The organism is Thiovibrio sp. Mzg5 (assembly GCF_055379285.1).
Window position 1 is genome coordinate 1,145,505 of sequence record NZ_AP022872.1, and the last position, 22,829, is coordinate 1,168,333.

The window sequence follows — 22,829 nt, forward strand, 5'->3', positions numbered from 1 at the left end:
CCCCCCAGTATGCAGAGACCTACTGATATTCCCGTTTACACAGGTAATACTTTGTATTACGATTAGACGATGCATTTACACGACCAGGGGGAAAAACATGCGCAACAAAAAACCGGAAACCATCACCTTCAAGGCCGATGAAACCCTGGCCAAAGCCTTACACAAGGTACCCAACAAATCCGAATTTATCAGAAACGCCATTTTAAACGCCCTGGAAAACGGCTGCCCCCTTTGTCAGGGCACCGGCATTTTGACCTCGGAACAACGCACCCACTGGGCCAAATTTCTCAACACCCATTCCCTGCAAAAATGCGATGAGTGCAAGGCCGTCCATCTTGTCTGCGGAAGCAACGAAACCCCATGCCAACATTGAACCTTTCCAAACTCTTTCCAGCCATTGTTCTTGTGCTGGTCATCACCTGCTGGACAACTAGCCCCCTCGCAGCGCCAGCGGCGGCAGCGAAGGTACGGATTTTTGTCACCGTGCCGCCCCAGGCATATCTTGCCGAAAAAATCGGCGGCGAGGCGGTGGAGGTGCACACCCTGGTGGGAAAAGGCCAAGATCCGCACACTTTTGAACCAACCCCCCGCCAGGCAGCGGCCCTGGCCGGAGCCAGCCTGTTTTTCACGGTGGACATCCCCTTTGAGAAGCAGCTGGCAGCCAAGGTAGCAGCCAGCAATCGCAATCTACGGATCGTGGATTCCACCCGGGGGATCGTCCGCTTGCCGCTCACGGAAGCCCACCGCGAAACGCACGCCAAGGACGATCACCCCGGCAACGAGGCAGACCCCCATCTCTGGCTGGCCACGGACAACCTGCGAATCATGGCCGACAACATGGCCGGTGCCCTGAGCACCACCATGCCGGAGCGCAAAGAGCTTTTGCAAAAAAACCTCACCTCCCTTCAACGCGAGATCAGCGCTCTGGACAAACGGTTGACCGCCACCCTGGCCCCGCACCGGGGCAAGACCTTTTATGTCTTCCATCCGGCCTTCGGTTATTTTGCCCAGGCCTACGGCCTGCAACAAAAAGCGGTGGAAATCAGCGGCAAATCCCCCACCCCGAGGCAGCTCACCGCCCTTATCCGCCAGGCCCGGGAGGATCGGGTGCGCACCATCTTTGTCCAGCCGCAATTCGACAGCAAGAGCGCCGACACCGTGGCCCAGGCCATCAACGGGGCCGTGGTCCCCATCGACCCGCTGGACAAGGAGGTGCTGCGCAATCTCGCCACCATCGCCGGGGCCATCGAACAATCGCTGCAACAGTGAAACTGCCCAATAGCACCGCATCTGCTTTGTCATCGGCCTGCTCACATAGGCCGGCTATAGCTCGCAGACCTCTTTCGCGCATCTGCGGCACTATTGAACAGTTTCGTTTCTTGGTTTACGATCCTTTCCGGCCCCAAGCTGGATAGTTACAAACAATGAAGGAACAACCATGAGCGCCAGCAGCACACAGGAAACAGCCATCCGCATCCGGGATCTTGATTTTGCCTACAATGGCACGCCCATTCTCGAAAGCGTCAGCCTGGAGATCATGGCCCGTGATTCCCTCTGCATCGTGGGCCCCAACGGCGGCGGCAAGACTACCCTGCTCAAGCTCATCCTCGGGTTGCTCAAACCGAATCGGGGCGAAATTGAGGTGCTGGGGCAAACGCCGGAGAAAAGCCGTTTACGCATCGGCTATGTTCCGCAGTATGCCCGCTACGACCCGCAGTTTCCCGTAACCGTCCTCGATGTGGTGCTCATGGGCCGACTGGATCGAATTTTCTGCGGCGCCTACGCCAAGGCCGACCATGAGGCTGCCCAATCAGCCTTGGCGGATATGGGGTTGGCGGATCTGGCCGGCCGTCTGTTTGCCGAGATCTCCGGCGGGCAAAGACAGCGGGTTCTCATTGCCAGGGCCTTGGCCGCCGAAGGCGAACTGCTGATCCTGGACGAACCCACGGCCAACATCGACGCCGCCTCGGAGGAACAGCTCTTCAAGCTCCTCACCAAGCTCAACGAACGGCTCACCGTCATGCTGGTCACCCACGATGTCGGCTTTGCCTCGAAGTTCTTCAAGAGTATCGTCTGCGTCAACCGCCAGGTCGTGCTCCACCCCACCAGCGAACTGACCGGCGAGCTGATCCGCAACATGTACGGCGGCGATATCCGCATGATCCGCCATGATCACCGCTGCTCCCCGGAAGGACATTGCAACCATGGAATTTCTTGAGGCCCTGGCCGATCCGGCCATTCCCTTCCTGCGCTACGCCTTCGGTGCCGGCATCCTGGCCAGCCTCTCCTTCGGCATCATCGGCACCTACGTGGTGGCCCGCCGCATCACCTACATTGCCGGGGCCATCGCCCATTGCGTGCTGGGCGGCATCGGGGCTGGGCTTTACTGCCAGTACAAGCTGGGGCTTACCTGGTTCGGGCCTCTCTCCGGGGCCATCGTGGCGGCGCTTTTAGCGGCCATCATCATCGGTCTGGTGAGCCTCCACGCCAACCAGCGGGAAGACACGGCCATCGGCGCCCTCTGGGCCATCGGCATGGCCGTCGGCTTGCTGTTCATCGCCAAAACCCCGGGCTATATCGAGCCGATGAGCTATCTGTTCGGCAATATCCTGCTGATCTCAAAATTTGATCTCTGGATGGTGCTGGTACTGGACGTCCTGGTGGTGGGAACAGCCACCCTGTTTTACCACAAATTTTTGGCCGTCTGTTTTGACGAGGAGTATGCCAGGCTACGCGGGGTCCGCACAGACCTGTACTACCTGCTGCTCCTCTGCCTGACTGCCCTGACCGTGGTGCTGCTGGTTCGGGTGGTGGGAATCGTGATGGTCATTGCCCTGCTGACCCTGCCCGCCGCGGTGGCGAGCAATTTTGCCAAGGGCCTCTGGCAGATGATGGTGCTGGCCACCCTGTTCTGCATCGCCTTCATCGGCTCGGGCCTGGCGATCAGCTACAGCAACGATCTGCCCAGCGGCCCGACCATCATTGTCATTGCAGGGATTACCTATTTGGGGGCAACCGGCTTGCGCCAGTTTTCGACACGAAAAAGCTAACCGGATCACAGCAACTGCGGATCAACAATTCACATAGAGCATGTACTCTTCACCGCCGATGAGATAACCGCTCTTGGGCAGAAAAGAATTATCGAGGATATGCGAGTGGACCGGATTGTAATAGATGATGGCAATCTGCCTTGGTTTTTTTTGCAGCGATTTCTTAATATTTTTCACCACCGCCTGCAAAACAACATCGTCAAAGGGATTGAAGAAGAAAAATACATTCTGATCGTCTTCGATCTCGTAATGGGTGACATCGCCTTCGACCACCGCAATGTCCAATCGCGAGCCTGTTGCCTGCTCGACAATCCTGACATTATTTCTCGCTATCGCGCAGAGTTCCGGGGAGAATTCAATCCCCACCGCCTTTTTAATCCCCCGCAACACCGCAAGCAGCAAGACCCGCCCTTTGCCGCAGCCGAAATCCACTAGAACACTTTCCGGCGGCAGGGGAATCGTATCCAGCAACCGGTTAAACGACAGGGCCATGGTCGGCTGATAAAAAGAACCGTGCTCCTTGTTCTCTCCCGTAACGGTGAGATCGTGCAGGCTGATTTTATTCCTCGTGTCGGTCTTGTATTTCCAGTCAAAATGAAAATCAAACATCCTGTTCAGCATGATGCTCAGGGTGCGGGAGATTCCTTTTTCTTGCAAATGCAACCAGATATTTGTCAGCAGAGTCATTAATTCCCCTAATAGCCCAATTCTTTTTCCCTGATCCGGCTGTTATCGCCGCCCCGGCCTGACCAACCCTGAGATCCGTACGCCGATCTCGCGCAGATTATCCAGCACTGCATCCTCATTCATGGTGAGCGGTTTCCGGTCCCGCATCACCAATCCGACCATTGATCACGGAGTGCGCCGCCTCGCTCCCCCTGGCAGCATACACCAGAGGGGCGGAAATATTATCCAACTACAACCGCCAGGGCCTGATTTCTTCGAAATGAGCGAAAACAAAGGCCTTTGCGAATTTTCCGGATCATGAACCTTTTTCCGCCGTTGTCACACCTATCTTTTCCCCTCTGTTTACCGATCACGTTTGGCTGTGACGACTTCTACTAGCCCCCACCGGACCATTTCTGGCAAGTTTCCAAAACCAGGCATTAACGTGCCGTTGTAGCCGTTGCTGATCACCTCGAACATCCGCTGGGGGGTGAGGCTATACGCTGTAAAATCAGGCGGTGGCGGACGGTAGCCGCGGGATTGTTCCGTACCCTTGCCGTCATTGCCGTGACACGGCGTGCAGGTCTGGGCATATATCTGCTCGGCCTGCTGAAGCGTTGCCGCAGAAATGACAACCGGAGGAGGCCCTGGTTTTTCTATCAGATGATGGCTGGCGTTGAGATATTCGGCCAGGGCATCAAGCTTGTTCCGATCCAGAAAGGTGAAGTACGGCATGGCCGAGCCGGGGACCCCCTCGGTAAGAATTTTGTGGAGATAGGGTGCGGTAGTCCGCACGGCGGCAATGTTTTCCGGCTGCACCCCCAGATTCTTCGCCTCTGGGCCCGCGCCGTCCGCCAGCTCGCCATGACAGAAGGCGCAGCTCTTGGCATAGATGGTGGCGCCGTTGTCGTAGACAACGTTGAGCTTTGCCTGATACCGAGCAAGGCTTTCCTGGGTGAAAGCACCGGTTTCCCGGCTGTGCGCCCGGGTATTTTCCTGCAGCGCTACCGTGAGGGGCAGATATGTCCGGTTCTGAATCAGCTGGCGGCCCAGTAACATCGAGATCAGGATACAGATCATCGCGGGAACGGTAATTTGTAATGAGAGGAGCGTATCCTCTTTGCTGCCGATGGTGAATAGGTACCAAAGAAAAAGAGCAACACCGCCTACCCCGATAAAAAGGGCGAGATTGACAATCATCCCCGGCTTGTCCGGCAGTGATGCATAGAGCAGGATGCCGAGGAAAATCTGCAGCAAGGTGGCGGCCACGAGAAGGTGCAGCAGGGATTTTCGCTCCTCCTTGTTCTCAGCGGCGAAAAAATAATGAAACGCCGCCCCGAACACCACCGCAGCCCCCAGGACATGCAGATATCTGAACAACCAGTGAACAGCCAACGACCCGTTCAGGCGGTACCCTTGCTCAATGATGGTAATCCAGCGAGCAGGATGTTCGGAGGCGGTCAGGATCAGGACGAAGATTCCCGGGACCGCCAACAGGGTGAGCAGGCCGGTGATTCCCAAGATCAGCGGGATAAGACGGTGGCTGTCAAGGTGATGGGCCAGTACGTCGAAAGCAAGGAAGGCAACGATGAGCAGCGCGATGATGGCAAGCCAGTACGGGGCAAAGAGATTGACCCCGGTAAAAAAGGGAATGGTAAAGGCAACCTGGATCAAAAGCAAGGGGGCCACGCCCAACACCACGGCAAGACTTTTGTGGCTCATGAAGGCTTTGGTAATCCGGCCTGCCAGGCGAAGGGATTGAGGCTTGCCGCCCCAATGGCCGCTCAGCAGGTAGAAAAAAGCAAGGATCGCCGTGCCGAGCGTGAACAGGACAAAGAGCAGATGCAGGGCAAAGGAGACAAAAAGAAGGCCCTGCAGCCATGGATCGGGCATGGGCTTTTGCAGAAGGAGATCAAGAAGGTTATTCATGTGCCGCCCCTCCGTTGAGCGGGGTAAAGCGAGAGGGAGCGCCAAGTTTGATGGCGCCGTCCCCGAGGCGAAAGAGAAAATCGGCCATGGTCCGCCGCTCTTGATCGGTGCCTGAAAAAGGGGGCATGAAGGGCACCATTTCCTGGGTATGGCCGAGGATGACGTAGAGGCCGTCCGCTGTCCTGCCCTGCACCCGGGCAACGATATCGTTGATCCCCCCGATGGTATGGCAGGCGGAACAGTTTTGGGCAAAGAGATAGGCGCCCTGGCCCACCGGATCGCCCTGCCTGGCTGTGGCCTTATACCAGTAAGAGCTCGGGAGCATGCCCTGTTTGGCAAAGAGAGGCGTTTCCGCAAGCAGCACCTGGTTGGCATACATATAACCGGGCATCAGATACGGGCCGCGGATAAACTCCCGCACCCGTTCAAACTGGGCCACAAAAAGAATCGAGACAACAATCGCCGGAACCACAAGGATTCGAACGGCGATGACTGACCTGCGCAGGGCCACAAGCCAGAAAAACAGCAAGAAAACCGCGCCGCCGACGGTGATCTTCCAAAACAGTTCGGGCTGCTGGGAAAAGCGGGAGGTCATGACCGCATAGAGCGAATGGGTCTTGAAGGTGGAGGGGACCACCTTGAAATACCAGACGGCGCTGAGAATCGTAAGCGTTAGGCTAAAAAGGGCGATTTTAGCGAAAACAGCAAGACCCTCTTTGCGAAAATTACCTTCCCGGCGGGTAAAGACAAGGTAGCCGACGGAAAAGAGGGTGCCCAGGGAATAGGCGATGCCGAGGCGCAGGACAAGTTGCGGCAAGTAGCTGGCATTGAAAAATGCCGACCAGAGGCTCTTGTTCCACGGCCAGCCGTCCGGGGTGAGCATGAAGCCGAGAATGCCGGTGATCAGCAGAGCCGAGCAGAGGGCCGCCGCAACATAGCCGAGGCCGAGCCGCAGGTGGTGTTTTTTCCTCTCCCCGGTCCAGCTCTGCCAAGTGTAGTAGTAAATAAGGACGATGACCACCTCGGCGGTAAAAACACCCCATTCCATAAACCAGGGCCAGAAAAAAACCCTGAGCAGCGAACCGATCCCGCGCGGGGCCAGAGCGCTGGTGATGAGCCAGATGCCGACTCCGGTTACAGCGCCGACGCTGGTGGTCAGAAAAACGATAACGCGAAGAAAATCCCTGGCAAAGCATTCCCAATCCCGGGATACCCGGCGCTGTCCGAGATATTCGCTGACCACCACCATGGAAACCGCGCCAATGGCCAGGCCGTGGCTGATAATGACATGCAGCACGGCATCAAGCGCAATGGTCATGCCGTTTCCCAGATAGGGAACCTGAAAGATTGGAAACTCCATGCGCTACACTCCTGACGATTACTTATTGCTGAAATGGGGTCGCGGCTGGGCGGCAACATACTCCGCCACATCCAGGGCATCCTCAACGGAAAGATTCGGGTTGCCCAACGGCATGTTGAGGTGGGCAAAGGAGGCAAGGTTTGCCGACTTATGCATGCCTGCCCCGTCGTTGAAGGAGGTGTCGCCCCACAGAGGAGGAGCGGCGTTGGTGCCTTCGCCGTTCTTCCCGTGGCAGACGGTGCATTTGGCGTCAAAAACCTGCCCGCCATTGTTCTTGTCCGGGACATGGGTGCTCTTGAGATGCGGCAGGCCCAGCCAGGGTATTTCCGCGTACACCGGCAATCCCTTTGATATCCACTGGTAGTAGGTGACAATGGCGGCCATTTCCTTGCTTTCTTCAGGCAATGGCTTGCCGTTCATGCTTCTTTTAAAACAGTCGTTGGTGCGGGTTACCAGATCAACGGCATAATCTTGCCTTTTACGGTATTGGGGATAGGCGGCTCCCACCCCGACCAATGACAGGCCGCCATTTTTCCCGCCCTGGGTGATGCCGGCCTTGAAGTGGCAATTGGTGCAAGAGAGCTTGTTGCCCACATATGGAGCGGCATATTTACCGGTTTCCGTGAGGATGTTGGCGCCGAGCAGCACCGCTTCTTTGATGGATGCCGGGGCATCCTGAGGAGAGGGAGGGGCAAAGGTGATTGCCGCTGTCGCCTCCTGCCGGGGGACGGTCGAAGGAAGCGACAGTGGCATCGTCTCGCCTCCGACACCGGCAAGGTTGAGAAACCTGCCAAAAAAGAGGGACAGGCCGGCGCCGACAATGGCGATGGCGACAGTGGTGACCAAAACAAAAGCCAATCTGTTATTTTTCATTTCCTTTCACCTGCTCATGCCGGGAGGATATCTCAAAAATTTTGATAAAAAATGGTGTGTTGGTGGTCCATTTTTCTCGCCTACCTCAGTATATGTATCATGGATTTCCCCTTTCTGCATTTCGAGTTGCCGAGAAAATAAAATGCTGTAATTATCGGCTTCCTGCGTGGTATAAATATTCAATTGCCGCAGGATCGTACATCAAGGTTTTCGACCTATGTTTTTCACAGCAACGACAGGAGGTCATCTCTTTTCTTTTCGGATCGTCATTACGGTAACGAGCTGAAGCCGGTACTCTTTTTCAAAACAATCCTATGGGAGGGGGCCATGAAAAGTAGATTTTTTTCACGTCGGGATTTTCTAAAGACCGCAAGTTCCATCGGTATGGTGACCGCCTTTGGGGGGATACCAACTGATCTTTTTGCCAGTGAGGGAAAATTAGTCCGTTTCCCGGAAAAGACGGACTTGATCCTCCTCACCTCACGGCCACCGCAGCTGGAAACACCCAAACATTTTTTCAAGGAGCTGATTACCCCGAACGAGGCGCTCTTTGTCCGCTGGCATATCGCCAACATTCCCACCTCGGTTGATCTGCGGACCTGGCGGATCAAGGTCGGCGGCAATACCGAGCGGTCGTTTGAGCTTTCCATGGACGATCTGAAAGGACTTCCCAAGGTTAGCTATACTGCGGTCATCCAATGCGCCGGTAATGGCCGCAGCCTTTTTGAGCCGCGTGTTCCCGGTGGGCAGTGGGGCAACGGCGCCATGGGCAACGTCACCTGGGGTGGCGCTCGCTTGAAGGACATCCTGGCCAAGGCCGGAGTCAAAGGCGATTCGGTGGAGGTGTCCTTTAATGGCCTTGATTCCGGGCCGCTTCCCACCGTACCTGACCTGGTCAAGGCGTTACCAGTGGATAAGGCTCTGGAGGAAGATATCATCATCGCCTACGAGATGAACGGGAAGCCGCTGACCATGCTCAACGGCTTCCCCGCCCGATTGGTGGTGCCGGGCTGGTATGCATCATACTGGGTAAAGGCGCTCAGCGATGTGACCGTGTTGTCGAAACCGCTGGAGACTTTCTGGATGAATCCGGCCTATCGCATTCCGGCCAATCCCTGTGCCTGCGTCCCCCCCGGCACCAACCCTGACAAGACCGTTCCCATCAACCGGATGGATACCCGCTCGCTTATCATCGAGCCCTCCCAGGGCAACCGTTTGCCAATGGGCAAGGAGGTGACCATCTCCGGCCTCGCCTTTTCCGGCGGCTACGGCATCAAGGATGTCGTTGTTTCGGTGGATGGCGGCAAGACCTGGAAAGAGGCCAGATTAGGCAAGGATCTCGGTAAGTATTCCTGGGTCTTGTGGTCGCTGCCCTGGAAGCCGTCGCAGAAAGGAAAATATACCCTGATGGCGCGCGCGACCGACAGCATCGGCGAGTCCCAGCCTCTTGACAGTCTGTGGAATCCGGCCGGCTACATGCGGAATAATATCGAAAAAGTCGACATCACCGTCGGATAGGAGGGAATATGAAAAAAATCATCGTATTCGCCATGCTGGTAGCAGCCGCCGTGTACCTTGTGCAGCATCATGTCCCGATGGCGCGGGCCGAGGAAACGGGCACTGTTCACTCGATCACCCTGCCGACAATTCCGCCTGAGCTGAAAGAGGGCGCCGGCAAAGACAAGGTGATGATCTTCTGCGCCATCTGCCACTCCCCCGATTACATTACCATGCAGCCCCGCCTGCCCGCGAAAACCTGGGATAACGAAGTCCATAAGATGATCAAGGTGTTTGGCGCGCCGATCAACGAGGAGGACGCCAAAACCATCAGCAGCTATCTTGCCGCACAATATGGGACCGGCGAGAAATAAACCTTTGACAGATGAGGCCCCTGAAAATGAAGAAAGTTGTTACCCTTACTCTTGCCCTGTCAGCCGCTTGCCTGTGGATACCAACGGCGAATACCGCGCAGGCGGCGGCGACCAATGGGGAAGAGCTCTTTGCACAGCGCTGCAGTGCCTGCCATCCGAACGGCGGCAACATCATCAACCCTCAAAAATCTCTGCACAAAGCAAATCGGGAGGCCAATAAGGTCAACACCGTGGAGGCGATCATCGATAAGATGCGCAATCCCGGGCCGGGCATGTCGAAGTTCGACACCAATTTCCTGCCCGACCGCGACGCCAAGACGATCGCCGAGTATATCCTGAACACGTTTTAAAACGCGGCGAAGGGTATTTTCTGAAAAGAAATACCCTTCGCCATACAACTCGCCCGGGTCGTCATCGTAGGCAAACAACTCGGCAGGCCCTATCCAAAGAGAGTTCTCCCCCATCGCGACCCGGCCTCCCTCTCAATTTCCCCGGAGACGGCTCAACTGCGCCCAGGCCTGACCATCCCGGCGATCTGCGCGCCGATTTCGCGCAACCTGTCCAGCACCGCATCCTCGTCCATGGTAAGCAGCCGCCTGTCTCGCATCACCACCTTCCCGTTGATCACCGAATGCGCCACATCCGAACCGGTTGCCGCATAGACCAGATGGGAAGGAATGTTGTACATCGGGGTCAGGTGCGGCTTGTTCATATCCAGCACAATGAGATCACCCTTTTTCCCCACCTCCAGGCTGCCGATCCGGCTCTCCACGCCCAGCAGCTTGGCGCCGCCCAGGGTAGCCATGCGCAGGGTGGTTTCGGCGCTCATCACCGTGGGGTCGAGGCGATGCACCTTGTGCAACTTGGCGGCAGAGTCCATCTCGCCGAACATGTCCACATCGTTGTTGCTGGCCGCGCCATCGGTGCCCAGTCCCACCGTGACCCCGGCCGCCAGCAGCTCCACCACCGGAGCCACGCCCGAGGCAAGCTTCATGTTGCTTTCCGGGCAATGGGCCACCTTAACGCCCCGCTCGGCGAGGAGGTCGATCTCCGGTTCGGTCAATACCACGCAATGGTCCGCCACCACCTGGCTGTCGAGAATCCCCAGGGCATCAAGGTGCATGACCGGGGTATGCCCGTATTTGGCCCGGCACCCCTCCACCTCGTCCCTGGTTTCGGAGAGGTGGATCACATAGGCACCCCCGTGCTTTTCCGCCACGGTCTTGAGCCGCTTGAGCAGATCCGGGGAGCAGGTGTACACGGCATGGGGATCAACGGTGATGGAGATGAGCGGATGGTTGCGGTATTCAGCCATCAGCTCCTCCAGATACACGATGCCGTTTTCCGGCGCGCCGTAGTTGGGCGAGGGGAAATCGTACAGCACCTCGCCCAGCCAGCCGCGCATCCCGGAGTCCGCCGTGGCCCGGGCCACCTCCTTGGCAAAGAGATACATATCGCAGAAACTGGTGGTGCCGGACTTGATCATCTCACCCATGGAGAGCAAGGAGGATTGATACACCATCTCGGGGTTGAGATTCCCCTCCACCGGAAAGATGTACTCGGTGAGCCAGGTCATCAGGGGCAGATCATCGGCCAATCCCCGGAAACAGGCCATGGCCGCGTGGGTGTGGCTGTTGACCAACCCCGGCATCACCAGGCCATGGGGCTGGACAAGCTGCTCCACCCCGGGGTACTTGCCCAGCAGGGCTGTCCGCTCCCCCACCTCGACAATGGTGTCTCCGGCAATAACCACAACGCCGTCTTCGATCACGGTGTTGTGGGGATCCAGGGTCAGAATCTGGCCACAGACCAGCAGAGTTGCTTTGGCGTTCATGGGTTTCCTCTTTTAAATCTCTGGCAGCACAGCGAGGAGCAGGCGAGCCAAACGGTCTTCCGCCCTTCTGGTTTCCTCGATGATCTCTTCCAAAATGATGGGCTTGAGGTTGTCAGGATCATTGACGTTTGCCACCACCGATAGCCCCAAGACCCGCATCCCGGCGTGGATGGCCACGATCACCTCGGGCACGGTGGACATGCCCACGACATCGGCGCCGCATTGCCTAAGATACCGGGTTTCCGCCGGGGTTTCCAAGCTGGGTCCGGGGATGGCCACATAGACGCCGGTGGCGACCTGGGCGATCTGCTCCCTGGCCGCGCAGGCCAGGGCCGTGTCGATAAAACGCTGGTTATAGGGGGCGGAGAGGTCGGGAAAGCGAGGGCCCCAGGCATCAACATTGGGCCCCCGCAGGGGGTTGTCCGGGATAAAATTCAGATGGTCGCGCAGTACCATCACGGTGCCGGCCGCGAAGGCTGGGTTGAGGCCGCCTGCCGAGTTGCACACGATGAGGTTTTTTGCGCCGAGCAGAGCAAGGACCCGGATCGGCATGGTCAGCTCGCGGGCGGAATACCCTTCGTAATAATGGAACCTGCCCTGCAATACCGCCACCGGCCTGCCGCAGAGCCTGCCAAAGATAAGGTTTCCTGCATGGCTGGCCACGGTTGTTGTGGGGAAGTTGGGAATCTCCGCATAGGGCAGGACAAGCGGCGATTCGATCCTTTCCCCCAAGCCGCTCAAGCCGGTACCGAGCACCAAGACAATCTCCGGCAGCTCCGGCATGGTCTCCTGCAAAAACCCGACCGCCTCATCAACCCTCTGCTTGAAAATTTCCATCACCATCCGCCTCTGCTGGCTGATTTCTGATTAGCAAAAATTCGACAGAATACGAGGCCACGGCGGAAATCCGCGCCATGGCCGACAGCGATTGCCTGCAGATGTTTACCCGATTCAGACAGAGAAGGGAAGACGGATGGTGAAGGTCGTGCCCTGGCCGGGCGTGGAGGTAAAGGTGAGGCTGCCGTGATGGGTTTCTTCGATGATCTGCTTGCAGGAGAGGAGGCCGATCCCATTGCCGTCGGTCTTGGTGGTAAAATGGGGCTGGAATATTTTTTCCTGCACCTCCTCGGGAATGCCGTGACCGTGGTCAATAACCTTGACCACCGCTTCGCCCTCCTCACAGGAAAGGGCAAGGGTAATGAGGCCCCCTGCTTCACTGGCCTGGGCGGCATTGACCACGAGGTTTGAAAACACCCGACAGAGGCCGAGGGAAGAAAAGGGGAATTCCGGCAGAGTGCCGGTGACCTCTACCCGAAGGCCTCGACCACCAATCTCCGGATGAACCAGCCAGGACGATTCTTGAAGATCAACGAGCAGTTGGTCCAGAGAGTCGGTATGGATCGGGGTTTCGATGTGGAGTCGTTTCGCCTGGGCCAGGGCATTTTCCATGAGAATGAGAAGATCCCCCCGCGCCTTGACCATGCAGGCGAGGTATCTGTTCCCGGCAAGACCTGGCACGGTTCGTTCCAGGACCTCCAAAAGATGAAAGGGGGTGAGCAGATTTTTCATATCATGGACCATGATATTGATCTGCTCATACTCTTGCCCGAGAATTTCGAGATCACGCCGGACCCGCTGGCTCAGGGTCCGCATCATGGCGACCAGCGATTTGGGCTGTCGGGAAAAATACTCTTGAAATACGGCGTAGGGAACCTGCAGGAGAAGGGAATCTTCCAGGACTGCCACGCTGGCGGAGCGGGGCTGATTTTCAATGATGGCCATTTCGCCGAAATATTCGCCGGGTTTAATGATGGCAATCACCCGGTTGCCACTAAAGACCTTGAGCATCCCCCGCAACACGATATACATCTCCTGGCCGGGTTCTCCCTCGCGAAAGAGAATGACGCCCTTGGCGACCGGCACTTCCGTGGCCTTTTTCAAAAAATCCGCAAGCTCTTCGGGGGGGAAGAAATGAAACAGGTCTATCTTGCTCAGGAATTGCAGGAGTTCGGTTTGGTTCACGGAGGCCTCGTTCAATGGATTTCCAACTGTTTTTCTTGCAGTGACCACTCCATCGGCACCTAACAGTGTAACAGAGAAAAACAGAAAAATACACCAACCTCAACCCCGACAAAAAAATCCGTCCCCGGAAAGCTATAGGGCATGCTGCTCGACAAACGCCTGCACAGCCCCAACCTCGGCCGGTATCACCTCACAGCGCGTTTCCTGGTCGGCCAGCGCGGCAAGGCTTTCCGGCAGTTCAGGCTCATGGCCGATGGCACGCCGGACTGCCGCGCCGAACTTGGCCGGATGGGCGGTGGCCAGGCAGATCATCGGCACCCCCACCTCCCTGCCCGCCAGGCCGGCCTTGACCCCCACGGCGGTATGCGGATCAAGCACATAGCCATGCTGCTCGTAAAAATCACGGATGGTGGCGATGGTTTGCTCTTCGTTCACGCTGCGCGAGGCAAAATCCGCCCGCACCCGTTCCTGGGCAAGTTCGTCAAACTGAAGGCTGCCGCGGGCACCGAAACGGTCCATATCCCGACGGGTTCGGTCGGCATCCTCGCCGTTAAGGTAGTAGAGATAGCGCTCAAAATTGCTGGCCACCTGGATGTCCATGGAGGGGCTTGAGGTTTGCGCCACAGCGCCCAGGGAATAATCGCCGTTTAGGATAAAACGGGTCAGCAGGTTGTTCTCGTTGGTGGCCAAAATCAGGCGGCGGATTTGCTGAGGCAGCATGCGGCGGGCCACATACCCGGCAAAGATATCGCCGAAGTTACCGGTGGGCACGGAAAAATCAACCTGGGGCACCCCTTCGCTTGCGGTAACCTTGAGGGCGGCATAGATATAATAGACAACCTGGGCCACAATCCGGGCCCAGTTGATGGAATTGACCGCGCCCAGCTGGTGCTTTTCCTTGAAAGCCAGATCGTTGAAGATGGTCTTGACTATTGCTTGCCCGTCGTCAAAGGTGCCGCGCACCGCCAGATTGAAGACATTGGCATCGGTGACGGTGGTCATCTGCAATTCCTGGATGGGGCTGACCCGCTTGTGGGGGTGGAGGATGAAGATGTTGATCCGTTCCTTGCCCCGCACCCCGTAGATCGCGGCGCTCCCGGTATCGCCGGAGGTGGCGCCGAGGATGTTCATTCTGCCGCCGGATTCCTTGAGCAGATACTCAAAAACATTGCCCAGAAACTGCAGGGCCACGTCCTTGAAGGCCAGGGTCGGCCCGTGGAACAGCTCAAGGATGTAACAGTCGCCCTGCTTGACCAGCGGGGTGATCTCCGGGTGGTTGAAGGTGCTATACGATTTTTCCACCAACCCACGCAGGTCGTCGGTCGGAATATCGTCGATAAAACAGCTGAGCACAGCGGTTGCCAGCTCCGGATAACTGAGCTGCCGCCACTGGGTCAGGGTCTCGGCTGGGATTTCGGGGATAGACACAGGCAGCAGCAGGCCGCCGTCGGTGGCAAGGCCCATCATCACGGCCTGCTTGAAGGATATGGGGGCGATACCGCCCCGGGTGCTGATGTATTGCATCACTGATTACCCTTTGCTTGTTCGCTATCAGCTGACAGCTTTATTTTTCATGCCGCACCAGCAGGCTGGCGCTTTCCATCTCCGCCGGAATGGGCAACCCCATCAGCGCAAGAATGGTGGGGGCGATGTTGGTCAGGGTGCCGCCATCCTGAAGGCCAAGGCCGGGCTGGGCGCCGACCATCACCAGGGGCACCGGGTTGGTGGAATGCGCCGTCACCGGGCCGCAGGTTTTTTTATCGATCATGACCTCGGCATTGCCGTGGTCCGCGGTGATCAGCACCACCCCGCCGAGTTCGGTAAAGCGTTCGACCACCCGACCGATGCACCGGTCCACGGTCTCCACCGCAGTGATGGCTGCGGCCATGATTCCGCTATGCCCCACCATGTCGCAGTTGGCGAAGTTGAGCACCACCAGGCTGTAGGGATTGTCCGCAAGGCGACGCAGCAACTCTTCGGTTACCGCATCCGCGCTCATCTCCGGCTTCAAGTCGTAGGTGGCCACCTCGCGCGGGGACGGGAGCAGGGCTCTGTCTTCCAGAGGATAGGGGGCTTCACGGCCGCCATTGAAAAAATAGGTGACGTGGGCGTATTTTTCCGTTTCGGCGATGCGCAGCTGCCGTAAGCCGTGACTGCTGACCTCTTCCCCCAGGATATGGGTGAGGGCCACCGGCGGAAAAGCCACGGCCAGATGAAAATCCTTCTCATACACCGTGAAGGTAAGATAGTCGGCCAGTTTGGGGCGGTGCTGCACGGGAAAACCGGTAAATCCTTGGTCGATAAAGGCATGGGTCATCTGCCTGGCCCGGTCGGCCCGGAAATTGAAGAAAATAAGCGAATCCCCATCGTTGATGGTGGCCACCGGCTGCCCGTTGCTCGTGATCACCGTGGGCTTGATGAACTCATCGTTTTCGCCGCGCCCATAGGCCGCAGCCATTGCCTCGCCTGCCTCGGTGGCCGCATATTGGCCCCGGCCATCCACCATGGCCTGCCAGGCCAAGGAAACCCGATCCCAACGGTTGTCGCGGTCCATGGCATAATAACGGCCACAGACCGAGGCGACCTGGCCCACACCGATCCTGGCAATGGCTTCGGCAAGCTCGGCCATGTACCCTTCCCCGCTCCGGGGCGGGGTGTCGCGGCCATCCATGAAGGCATGGATATAGACCTTGACCAGCCCCATTTTTTTAGCCATTTCCAGCAGGGCGATGAGATGGCGGATATGGCTGTGCACCCCGCCGTCGGAAACGAGCCCCAGCAGATGCACCGCGGTGCCCTGGGCGGCGGCGCGGCCAAAAACCCCGGCCAACGCTTCGTTTTTGAAGAAATCCCCGGTTTCAATGGCTCGGTTGATCCGGGTGAAATCCTGGTAGACAATGCGACCGGCGCCGATATTGAGATGCCCCACCTCGGAATTGCCCATCTGCCCTTCGGGCAGCCCCACCGCGCCGTTGTGGGCAACCAGGGTCGTGGCGGGCTGGTGTGCCTGCCAGCGGTCCATGTTGGGTGTACGGGCAAGATGGATGGCGTTGCCTTCCCACGGTTCCCCAATTCCCCAACCATCGAGGATGGCCAGCAATACCGGCGTGATCTTCTTCATCGTTTCTCCAGAGTCTTAGAGCCTGTTCAGGATGCTTCCGGGGCTATTTCCACTCTGGGGGCGTCGTGCCACAAGCCTTCAATGTCGTAAAAGCTGCGGTCTTCGCTGTAAAAGACATGCACGATCACATCGTTATAATCGAGGAGAACCCAATGCCCCTCGTTGAGGCCCTCGGTGTTGCCGTCCTTGACGTTTTTATGACGCAGGGCCGCATCCACCGCCTGGGCCAGACCCTGCACATGCCTGGTGGAACGCCCGCTCATGATGACAAAAAAATCGGTAAAGGAAGACAGGCCCCGCACATCAAGAACGACCAGGTCCTCCGCTTTTTTATCCAGGGCTGCCAGGGCGGCAAAACGGGCCAGCTCCAGACTTGACGCATCCTGAAAATCCTTATGGACCTTTTTCATTATGACTCCTTGTTGGGATAAAACCCGTTGTTGAAATCGCAAAAAGCGCGATTTCAACAACGGGTATAACTTTGTGACTTCTTGACATTGTGTCACGAACCTGTGACCTTTTCCCTTTTTGCGAAGTCATCATTGTGCGCAATGAACAAAATGGGAGCGCTATCATACTACAACAACGGGCAATCTGGCAATCGGTTAGTTCTGACCCGGTTGCTGGCAAAGGTTGTCGGCGGAGCGGAGCTGTGTTAGATTGCAGTACCTTTTCACCCTGACAACCCAGCTTGAGGATTAACAATGCGCGACAGGATTCTGGCGGCTCTGGCAAAGATTCGCCCAACATTACAGGCAGACGGAGGCGATGTGGCCCTGGTGGATGTGAGCAAGGACGGGGTGGTCACGGTCCAGCTGACCGGCGCCTGCAAGGAATGCCCCATGTCCAGAAATACGCTCAAGAACGGGATTGAAAAATTCTTAAAAGGGGAGGTTCCGGAGGTCCGCTCCGTGGAATCCGTTTAACCCGCCCTTGTTTATTTATGGTACCCGGTCCCGGCCTTGATGGAAAAAGCCCGGTACAGCTGTTCGAGTACCAGCAGTCGGGCCATCTCGTGGGTAAAGGTCATCCGCGAGAGCGACAACACATAATCCGCCTGCCGGACCAGCTCCGGCGCAAGGCCCGTGGGGCCGCCGATCAAAAAGGCAATCTCCCGAACCCCCTGATCCTCCCAACGGCTTAGCAGATCAGCCAGTTCTTCCGAACTGAGTTGCTGGCCTGCCGGAGCCAGGGCCACTACCCTGGCGGACTGCGGTACGCTAGCGAGAAGTATCTGCCCCTCCTCATTTTGCAACCGCGCCGCATCTTCCTTGGTGGCATTCTTCTTTTCTTTGAGCACCGGCAAATCAAGCGGGACAAAACGTCTGAGCCGCCCGGCAAAATCATCGATTCCGGCGGCAAGGTACTGTTCCTTGGTTTTGCCCAGGAGCGGGAGGATGATCTTCACCGCCTTTCCCCCTACTTGCCTGGGTCCTGCTGATTGAGAAGCTCCGCCAGCCGGGAGCGGAATTCCTCATAGCCGAGCTCCCCTTTAATGCCGGGGCAGGATTGGCGGATGGCCTCGAAATTGTTCTGATCGGTGAGCATGCTGGGATGCAGGGGCCATTGCCTACAGCGCCAGGGTTTGCCTTCATGCACCGTGCAGCCCTCGTTAAAAAAGATGCAGTGGCCGTCCACGATCTTCATCTGCACCACCTTGCCGGTAAGGCGCAGATATTTCTCCTGCACCTCGGCAATGGGCAGATGCAGATAGGCGACCAGCCGGGCGACATCCTCGGGGTCGAGAGAAACCGTGGTTTCGCCCTGGCAGCAATGGCCGCATTGCCGACACTGAAATATTTCCTGTTCCTCAGACATATTCAATCACCAATCCTTGACTTATTTGTTGCAACACCCGCGTTCAAGCGCTTTCCCGCCACCCCTCAACGAAAGATATAGCCGAGCGTCCGATAGATCAGTTTGGCCACGGTAAAGGCCGCATGTTCCGCGCCAACACGCGGAGAAAATTCGACAAAATCCATACCCACGATGCGGTGCTTGGCGGCAAGCTCCCGCAACAGGTCGATGGTTTGGTGCCAGGTCAGACCGTCCGGCTCCGGAGTGCCGGTGGCCGGCACGATCGTGGGATCCAGCCCATCCACATCACAGGTAAGATAGACCGGCCCCTTGATCCCGGCGCAGACCTGGGCAATCCAATCCGGTTCGGTGTGAATCCGATGCATAAAGAATGGGTGCCACCCCTTGGCTTGGACAAGTTCGTATTCTTCCTTAGAAAAGGAGCGGATGCCGATCTGGGTAAAGGGAACCCCCAAGTCGGCAAGCCGCCGCATCACGCAAGCATGGCTGTTGGGGTTGTCTTCATATTGGTCACGCAGGTCAAGATGGGCGTCGATCTGCACCACATGCAGATCGGGGTATTGCGCCAGACAGGCCTGTACCGCAGGCACGGTTACGGTATGCTCGCCCCCGAGCAGCACCGGAAACATCCCCCCGGCCAGCTCCGCGGCCACGGTTGCCTCTATCTGTCGACAGGCCTCTCTTGCGGTTATTGCCGTAAAATTCGGCACCGGTCTGGTGGCAATACCGAGCCGCACGGTCTCGGACAAAAGCTCGTCATCAAACACCTCCAAGGCCGGGGAAGCATCGATGATCGCCTGCGGCCCAAGCTCGGTGCCGCCCAGCCAGCTCACCGAAGAGGCCAGCGGCGCAGAGAGGATGGCGATGCGTTTTTCCGGGCCGAGATCGGCCTCTTCCCCAAGAAACTGCGAGATGTGCGTCATTGTTTTTCCTGTATCCAATCACGGGACCAGCCCGTATTTTTCATCCCACCGGCCACTCAGGCCGTACCCACCACATCGCCGAACAGGGCGATATCAATGCCGTGCCGCTGCGCCGCCTTCTGCCAGCGCAACCTGTCCGGGGTATGGAAGATGATGTCGTCATCCGCGGGCAGGGTGAGCCAGCCGTCCACGGTGAGCTCTGCCTCCAGCTGTCCCGGTCCCCAGCCGGAATAGCCCAAGGCCACCAGCAGATTTTTCGGCCCCTGACCCGAGGCGAGATCGTAGAGCAACTGCGGGTCGCTCGTCAAATGGACACTCTTGCTCACCTCAAGGAAATGCGGCGCCTTGTACTCGGAGCTGTACAGAAAAAAGGCGTTTGCCACCTCCACCGGCCCACCCATATACACCGTCGGCAACAGCCCCGGCGGTAGCGGAATATCGGCGCTTTTGAAAACATCCGCCAGGCTGATACCGACAATGGGTTCGTTCACCACCAGCCCCATGGCCCCCTCGTCGTTGTGGGCGCAGAGATAGACAACCTTCCCGGCAAAACGGGGGTCCGGCATCTGGGGGGTGGCAATGAGGAAATAGCCTTGCAGGGTTTCGATCATCCGGAAGAAAGCCCCATGTCTGGTTCTGTGTTGTTGATCGCCACGGGCGACCGATGCAAATCCGCCTGCAACTTAGCATTTGTCTTGGCTGTCAGTCAAGAAATCCTGCACATGCAACAAATTTAGCCCTGTACCGGAAAAGAGTTGGAGTTTCCTCTCTGTTCCGTGCTAGAATTTAGAAACCGTTACGAAAGGGTCTGCGCCTTTTTGACCTTTTCGTTACGGATTTTTATGCCGTTTGGTTAATTAAGATGACGGCATTATTTTTATTACAAACGGCTCTTTATCCACTCTTGCAACAGCGTGCAAAGGCCTCAACAACCCACACCAGGCAGAAACCGCGCATATGACCTCTGATATAAATTCCGAAATCAACCGGATCATTGCCTCCGAACACCATGACCCCTTTCAGGTTCTGGGCTTCCACGTTCTGGACCACGATGCCGCCTCTTCGGTTATCAGAACCTTCCAGCCCAACGCCACCGCCTGCTGGCTGATGGCCAAAGGGGAAAAAAAAGAGATGTACAAGACAAGATCGGAAGGTTTTTTCGAGATTGTCATTACCGATTGCACCGAGCCTTTCCCCTATGAATTTGAAGCTGTCTTTTACGATGAGAACCACCATGTTTTCAAGGATCCGTACCGGTTCCTGCCCCAGATGTCCGAGTATGACCGCTATCTCTTCAACAACGGCACCAACTACGAAATTTACAACACTCTCGGCGCACAGCTCGTCACCATTGACGGCGTCAGCGGCACCATCTTCCGGGTCTGGGCTCCAAGCGCTAAGAGGGTCAGTGTCCTGGGTAACTTCAATTACTGGGACGGCAGGGTGCATCAAATGCGGGTTTTGGGCCAGTCCGGCATCTGGGAGCTGTTTATCCCGGACATCGGCCAGGGAGAGCCGTACAAGTACGAGGTCAAAACCCAGCACGACGCGCTGCTCGAAAAGGCCGACCCCTTCCAGTTCTTCGCCGAGATTCGGCCAAAAACCGCCTCGATTGTCTGGGGGCTGAACGGCTACGCCTGGAACGACGCGGCCTGGATCAAGGAGCGAAAAAGCCGGAGAAGCTACGAGCAACCCATGTCCACCTACGAGGTCCATCTGGCCTCCTGGCGGCGCGACCCGGCAGACCCAGCACGATTGCTCTCCTATCAGGAGCTGGCCGGTTCCCTGATCCCGTACGTCAAGGAGATGGGTTTCACCCATATCGAGCTGATGCCCATCATGGAGCATCCATTGGACGAATCCTGGGGATATCAGGTCACCGGCTACTTTGCCGTGACCAGCCGCCACGGCACGCCCCAGGATTTCATGTACTTCGTGGACCAGTGTCATCAAAACGGGATCGGCGTGATCCTCGACTGGGTGCCGTCCCACTTTCCCTCCGATGGCCATGCCTTAAGCCGCTTTGATGGCACCGCCCTCTACGAGCACGAAGACCCCAGGCAGGGGGCGCATCCCGAGTGGGGCACCCTGATCTTCAACTACGGCCGCAAGGAGGTGCAGAACTTCCTCATTGCCAACGCCCTCTTCTGGATGGACAAATTCCACATCGACGGCCTGCGGGTCGATGCGGTGGCCTCCATGCTCTACCTAGACTATGCCCGCAATGACGGAGACTGGGTGCCCAACATCTACGGCGGCAAGGAAAACATCGACGCCATCGAATTCATCAAGCACATGAACGCCATCATCTACAGCCGCTATCCAGACACCCTGATGATCGCCGAGGAATCGACCAGCTTCTACGGGGTTTCCAAGCCCCTGGACTGGGGAGGCCTGGGTTTTGGCTACAAGTGGAACATGGGCTGGATGAACGACATTCTGGGCTATTTCAGCAAGGAGCCGATCTTCCGCAAATACCACCACAACGCCCTCACCTTCTCCCTGCTCTACGCCTTCACCGAAAACTTCATCCTGCCCATGTCCCACGACGAGGTGGTGCATGGCAAGCGCTCCCTGCTCTTCAAGATGCCCGGCGACATGTGGCAGAAATTCGCCAACCTGCGGTTGCTCTTCTTTTTCCTCTGGACCCATCCGGGCAAGAAGCTCCTGTTCATGGGAGGAGAGTTCGGCCAAATCTCCGAATGGTACTGCAAGGTGAGCCTGGACTGGCATCTGACCGAACAGAACACCATGCACCAGCAGCTGCAGAAATTCGTCCAGCAGCTGAATGCGGTCTACAAGGACACCCGCCCCCTCTGGGAGATCGATTTTTCCTACGACGGCTTCAGATGGATGGATTTCAAGGATGTGGACAACAGCATCATCGCCTTCTGCCGCCAGGGCAAAAAGGCCAAAGACCATGTGGTCTGCCTGCTCAACTTCACTCCCCAGGTTCTGCACGACTACAAACTCGGGGTGCCGACCGCGGGCTGGTACCAGGAAATCCTCTCCACCGACAACACTGAATTCGGCGGCAGCAATGTGTCCAACCCGGATCGCAAGCAGGCCATTGCCGAGCCCTTGGGCGAGGCCCCGTTCCATATCCTGGTCTCGGTTCCGCCCCTTGGCGGCATCATGGTAAAGCCGGTATAAAGGAGGACGCAGATGGACGGTGCCGGAAGGCTGCCAACCGGCAGCGACAAGATGAAAAAGGCCATATGCTGGATGAGCGAAGAGTTGCTCCATAATCCGCAGAAAAAAAGGGGGACGGTGATCAAGGAAGCGGAGATTCGCTTTGATCTTTCCCCGGCAGAATGCGAATTTCTGACGAAAAACTTTAGCGAATCCGCCCCCTGCTGATC

24 protein-coding genes are annotated in these 22,829 nt (G+C 57.3%); 10 read left to right on the plus strand and 14 right to left on the minus strand.

Translation table 11 applies throughout. The features are described from left to right. Window positions 1-97: 97 nt before the first annotated feature. From ACZ46D_RS05085 to ACZ46D_RS05100, 4 genes are all read left to right on the plus strand, one after another. The gene (locus tag ACZ46D_RS05085; RefSeq protein ID WP_464928954.1) at window positions 98-373 is read left to right on the plus strand and encodes a ribbon-helix-helix domain-containing protein; all 276 of its coding nucleotides are present in this window, start codon (window positions 98-100) and stop codon (window positions 371-373) included. Next, window positions 361-1,269: a metal ABC transporter solute-binding protein, Zn/Mn family gene (locus ACZ46D_RS05090; RefSeq protein WP_464928955.1), complete on the plus strand. Its 909-nt coding sequence runs from the start codon at window positions 361-363 to the stop codon at window positions 1,267-1,269. The genes ACZ46D_RS05085 and ACZ46D_RS05090 overlap by 13 nt, the downstream gene beginning before the upstream one ends. Window positions 1,270-1,438: 169 nt before the next feature. Further along, on the plus strand, window positions 1,439-2,218 hold the full coding sequence (locus ACZ46D_RS05095) for a metal ABC transporter ATP-binding protein (RefSeq protein WP_464928956.1): 780 nt from the start codon (window positions 1,439-1,441) through the stop codon (window positions 2,216-2,218). Next, entirely contained in the window at window positions 2,205-3,050 is an 846-nt protein-coding gene (locus ACZ46D_RS05100; protein WP_464928957.1) for a metal ABC transporter permease, read from the plus strand. The genes ACZ46D_RS05095 and ACZ46D_RS05100 overlap by 14 nt, the downstream gene beginning before the upstream one ends. A gap of 21 nt (window positions 3,051-3,071) precedes the next feature. Here the strand turns inward: ACZ46D_RS05100 and ACZ46D_RS05105 are convergent, their stop codons facing one another. The 4 genes from ACZ46D_RS05105 to ACZ46D_RS05120 all read right to left on the minus strand — a co-directional run bounded on the left by ACZ46D_RS05105 (window position 3,072) and on the right by ACZ46D_RS05120 (window position 7,878). Then, window positions 3,072-3,737, minus strand: a complete 666-nt coding sequence (locus ACZ46D_RS05105; RefSeq protein WP_464928958.1) for a class I SAM-dependent methyltransferase — start codon at window positions 3,735-3,737, stop codon at window positions 3,072-3,074. Between the two features lie 342 nt (window positions 3,738-4,079). Continuing rightward, the gene (locus ACZ46D_RS05110; protein ID WP_464928959.1) at window positions 4,080-5,645 is read right to left on the minus strand and encodes a cytochrome c; all 1,566 of its coding nucleotides are present in this window, start codon (window positions 5,643-5,645) and stop codon (window positions 4,080-4,082) included. Next, a complete protein-coding gene (locus ACZ46D_RS05115) occupies window positions 5,638-7,005 on the minus strand; it encodes a c-type cytochrome (RefSeq protein ID WP_464928960.1) in 1,368 nt (455 codons plus the stop codon). The genes ACZ46D_RS05110 and ACZ46D_RS05115 overlap by 8 nt, the downstream gene beginning before the upstream one ends. Window positions 7,006-7,023: 18 nt before the next feature. Further along, window positions 7,024-7,878 carry a c-type cytochrome gene (locus ACZ46D_RS05120; RefSeq protein WP_464928961.1) on the minus strand — a complete coding sequence of 285 codons (855 nt, stop codon included), beginning with the start codon at window positions 7,876-7,878 and terminating at the stop codon, window positions 7,024-7,026. Between the two features lie 327 nt (window positions 7,879-8,205). Between ACZ46D_RS05120 and ACZ46D_RS05125 the strand changes: the two genes are divergently transcribed. From ACZ46D_RS05125 to ACZ46D_RS05135, 3 genes are read left to right on the plus strand one after another with little or no spacing between them, the layout of a single operon-like run. Further along, window positions 8,206-9,396: a molybdopterin-dependent oxidoreductase gene (locus tag ACZ46D_RS05125; protein WP_464928962.1), complete on the plus strand. Its 1,191-nt coding sequence runs from the start codon at window positions 8,206-8,208 to the stop codon at window positions 9,394-9,396. 8 nt (window positions 9,397-9,404) lie between these two features. Further along, a complete protein-coding gene (locus ACZ46D_RS05130; protein WP_464928963.1) occupies window positions 9,405-9,749 on the plus strand; it encodes a cytochrome c in 345 nt (114 codons plus the stop codon). 26 nt (window positions 9,750-9,775) lie between these two features. Then, window positions 9,776-10,099, plus strand: a complete 324-nt coding sequence (locus ACZ46D_RS05135) for a c-type cytochrome (protein WP_464928964.1) — start codon at window positions 9,776-9,778, stop codon at window positions 10,097-10,099. 152 nt (window positions 10,100-10,251) lie between these two features. Here ACZ46D_RS05135 and ACZ46D_RS05140 read toward each other — a convergent pair whose 3' ends face one another. The 6 genes from ACZ46D_RS05140 to rsfS form a co-directional block, all read right to left on the minus strand. Next, window positions 10,252-11,583, minus strand: a complete 1,332-nt coding sequence (locus ACZ46D_RS05140; RefSeq protein ID WP_464928965.1) for an amidohydrolase family protein — start codon at window positions 11,581-11,583, stop codon at window positions 10,252-10,254. A 12-nt stretch (window positions 11,584-11,595) separates the two neighbouring features. Next, the gene (locus tag ACZ46D_RS05145; RefSeq protein WP_464928966.1) at window positions 11,596-12,426 is read right to left on the minus strand and encodes a purine-nucleoside phosphorylase; all 831 of its coding nucleotides are present in this window, start codon (window positions 12,424-12,426) and stop codon (window positions 11,596-11,598) included. 108 nt (window positions 12,427-12,534) lie between these two features. After that, complete coding sequence (locus tag ACZ46D_RS05150) at window positions 12,535-13,605, minus strand: ATP-binding protein (RefSeq protein ID WP_464928967.1); 1,071 nt, start codon at window positions 13,603-13,605, stop codon at window positions 12,535-12,537. A gap of 132 nt (window positions 13,606-13,737) precedes the next feature. After that, window positions 13,738-15,129, minus strand: a complete 1,392-nt coding sequence (gene thrC, locus ACZ46D_RS05155; protein ID WP_464928968.1) for a threonine synthase — start codon at window positions 15,127-15,129, stop codon at window positions 13,738-13,740. 40 nt (window positions 15,130-15,169) lie between these two features. Then, complete coding sequence (gene gpmI, locus ACZ46D_RS05160; protein WP_464928969.1) at window positions 15,170-16,726, minus strand: 2,3-bisphosphoglycerate-independent phosphoglycerate mutase; 1,557 nt, start codon at window positions 16,724-16,726, stop codon at window positions 15,170-15,172. Window positions 16,727-16,752: 26 nt separating this feature from the next. Next, complete coding sequence (gene rsfS / locus ACZ46D_RS05165; RefSeq protein WP_464928970.1) at window positions 16,753-17,136, minus strand: ribosome silencing factor; 384 nt, start codon at window positions 17,134-17,136, stop codon at window positions 16,753-16,755. Between the two features lie 294 nt (window positions 17,137-17,430). Here rsfS and ACZ46D_RS05170 point away from each other — a divergent pair, with 294 nt between their 5' ends. Then, window positions 17,431-17,652, plus strand: a complete 222-nt coding sequence (locus ACZ46D_RS05170; protein ID WP_307633590.1) for a NifU family protein — start codon at window positions 17,431-17,433, stop codon at window positions 17,650-17,652. An 11-nt stretch (window positions 17,653-17,663) separates the two neighbouring features. On the opposite strand, the gene ACZ46D_RS05175 is transcribed toward ACZ46D_RS05170, so the two are convergent. From ACZ46D_RS05175 to ACZ46D_RS05190, 4 genes are all read right to left on the minus strand, one after another. Beyond that, window positions 17,664-18,134 (minus strand): 23S rRNA (pseudouridine(1915)-N(3))-methyltransferase RlmH, encoded by a 471-nt coding sequence (locus tag ACZ46D_RS05175; RefSeq protein WP_464928971.1) that lies wholly within the window; start codon window positions 18,132-18,134, stop codon window positions 17,664-17,666. A gap of 11 nt (window positions 18,135-18,145) precedes the next feature. Then, window positions 18,146-18,544 carry a YkgJ family cysteine cluster protein gene (locus ACZ46D_RS05180; RefSeq protein WP_464928972.1) on the minus strand — a complete coding sequence of 133 codons (399 nt, stop codon included), beginning with the start codon at window positions 18,542-18,544 and terminating at the stop codon, window positions 18,146-18,148. Between the two features lie 65 nt (window positions 18,545-18,609). Then, on the minus strand, window positions 18,610-19,467 hold the full coding sequence (gene speB, locus ACZ46D_RS05185) for an agmatinase (protein WP_464928973.1): 858 nt from the start codon (window positions 19,465-19,467) through the stop codon (window positions 18,610-18,612). A gap of 56 nt (window positions 19,468-19,523) precedes the next feature. Then, window positions 19,524-20,078: a YqgE/AlgH family protein gene (locus ACZ46D_RS05190; RefSeq protein ID WP_464928974.1), complete on the minus strand. Its 555-nt coding sequence runs from the start codon at window positions 20,076-20,078 to the stop codon at window positions 19,524-19,526. Window positions 20,079-20,424: 346 nt separating this feature from the next. On the opposite strand from ACZ46D_RS05190, the gene glgB reads away from it, so the two are divergent. Then, entirely contained in the window at window positions 20,425-22,620 is a 2,196-nt protein-coding gene (glgB, locus tag ACZ46D_RS05195; protein WP_464928975.1) for a 1,4-alpha-glucan branching protein GlgB, read from the plus strand. Between the two features lie 12 nt (window positions 22,621-22,632). Beyond that, on the plus strand, window positions 22,633-22,827 hold the full coding sequence (locus tag ACZ46D_RS05200; protein ID WP_464928976.1) for a hypothetical protein: 195 nt from the start codon (window positions 22,633-22,635) through the stop codon (window positions 22,825-22,827). Window positions 22,828-22,829 lie beyond the last annotated feature (2 nt).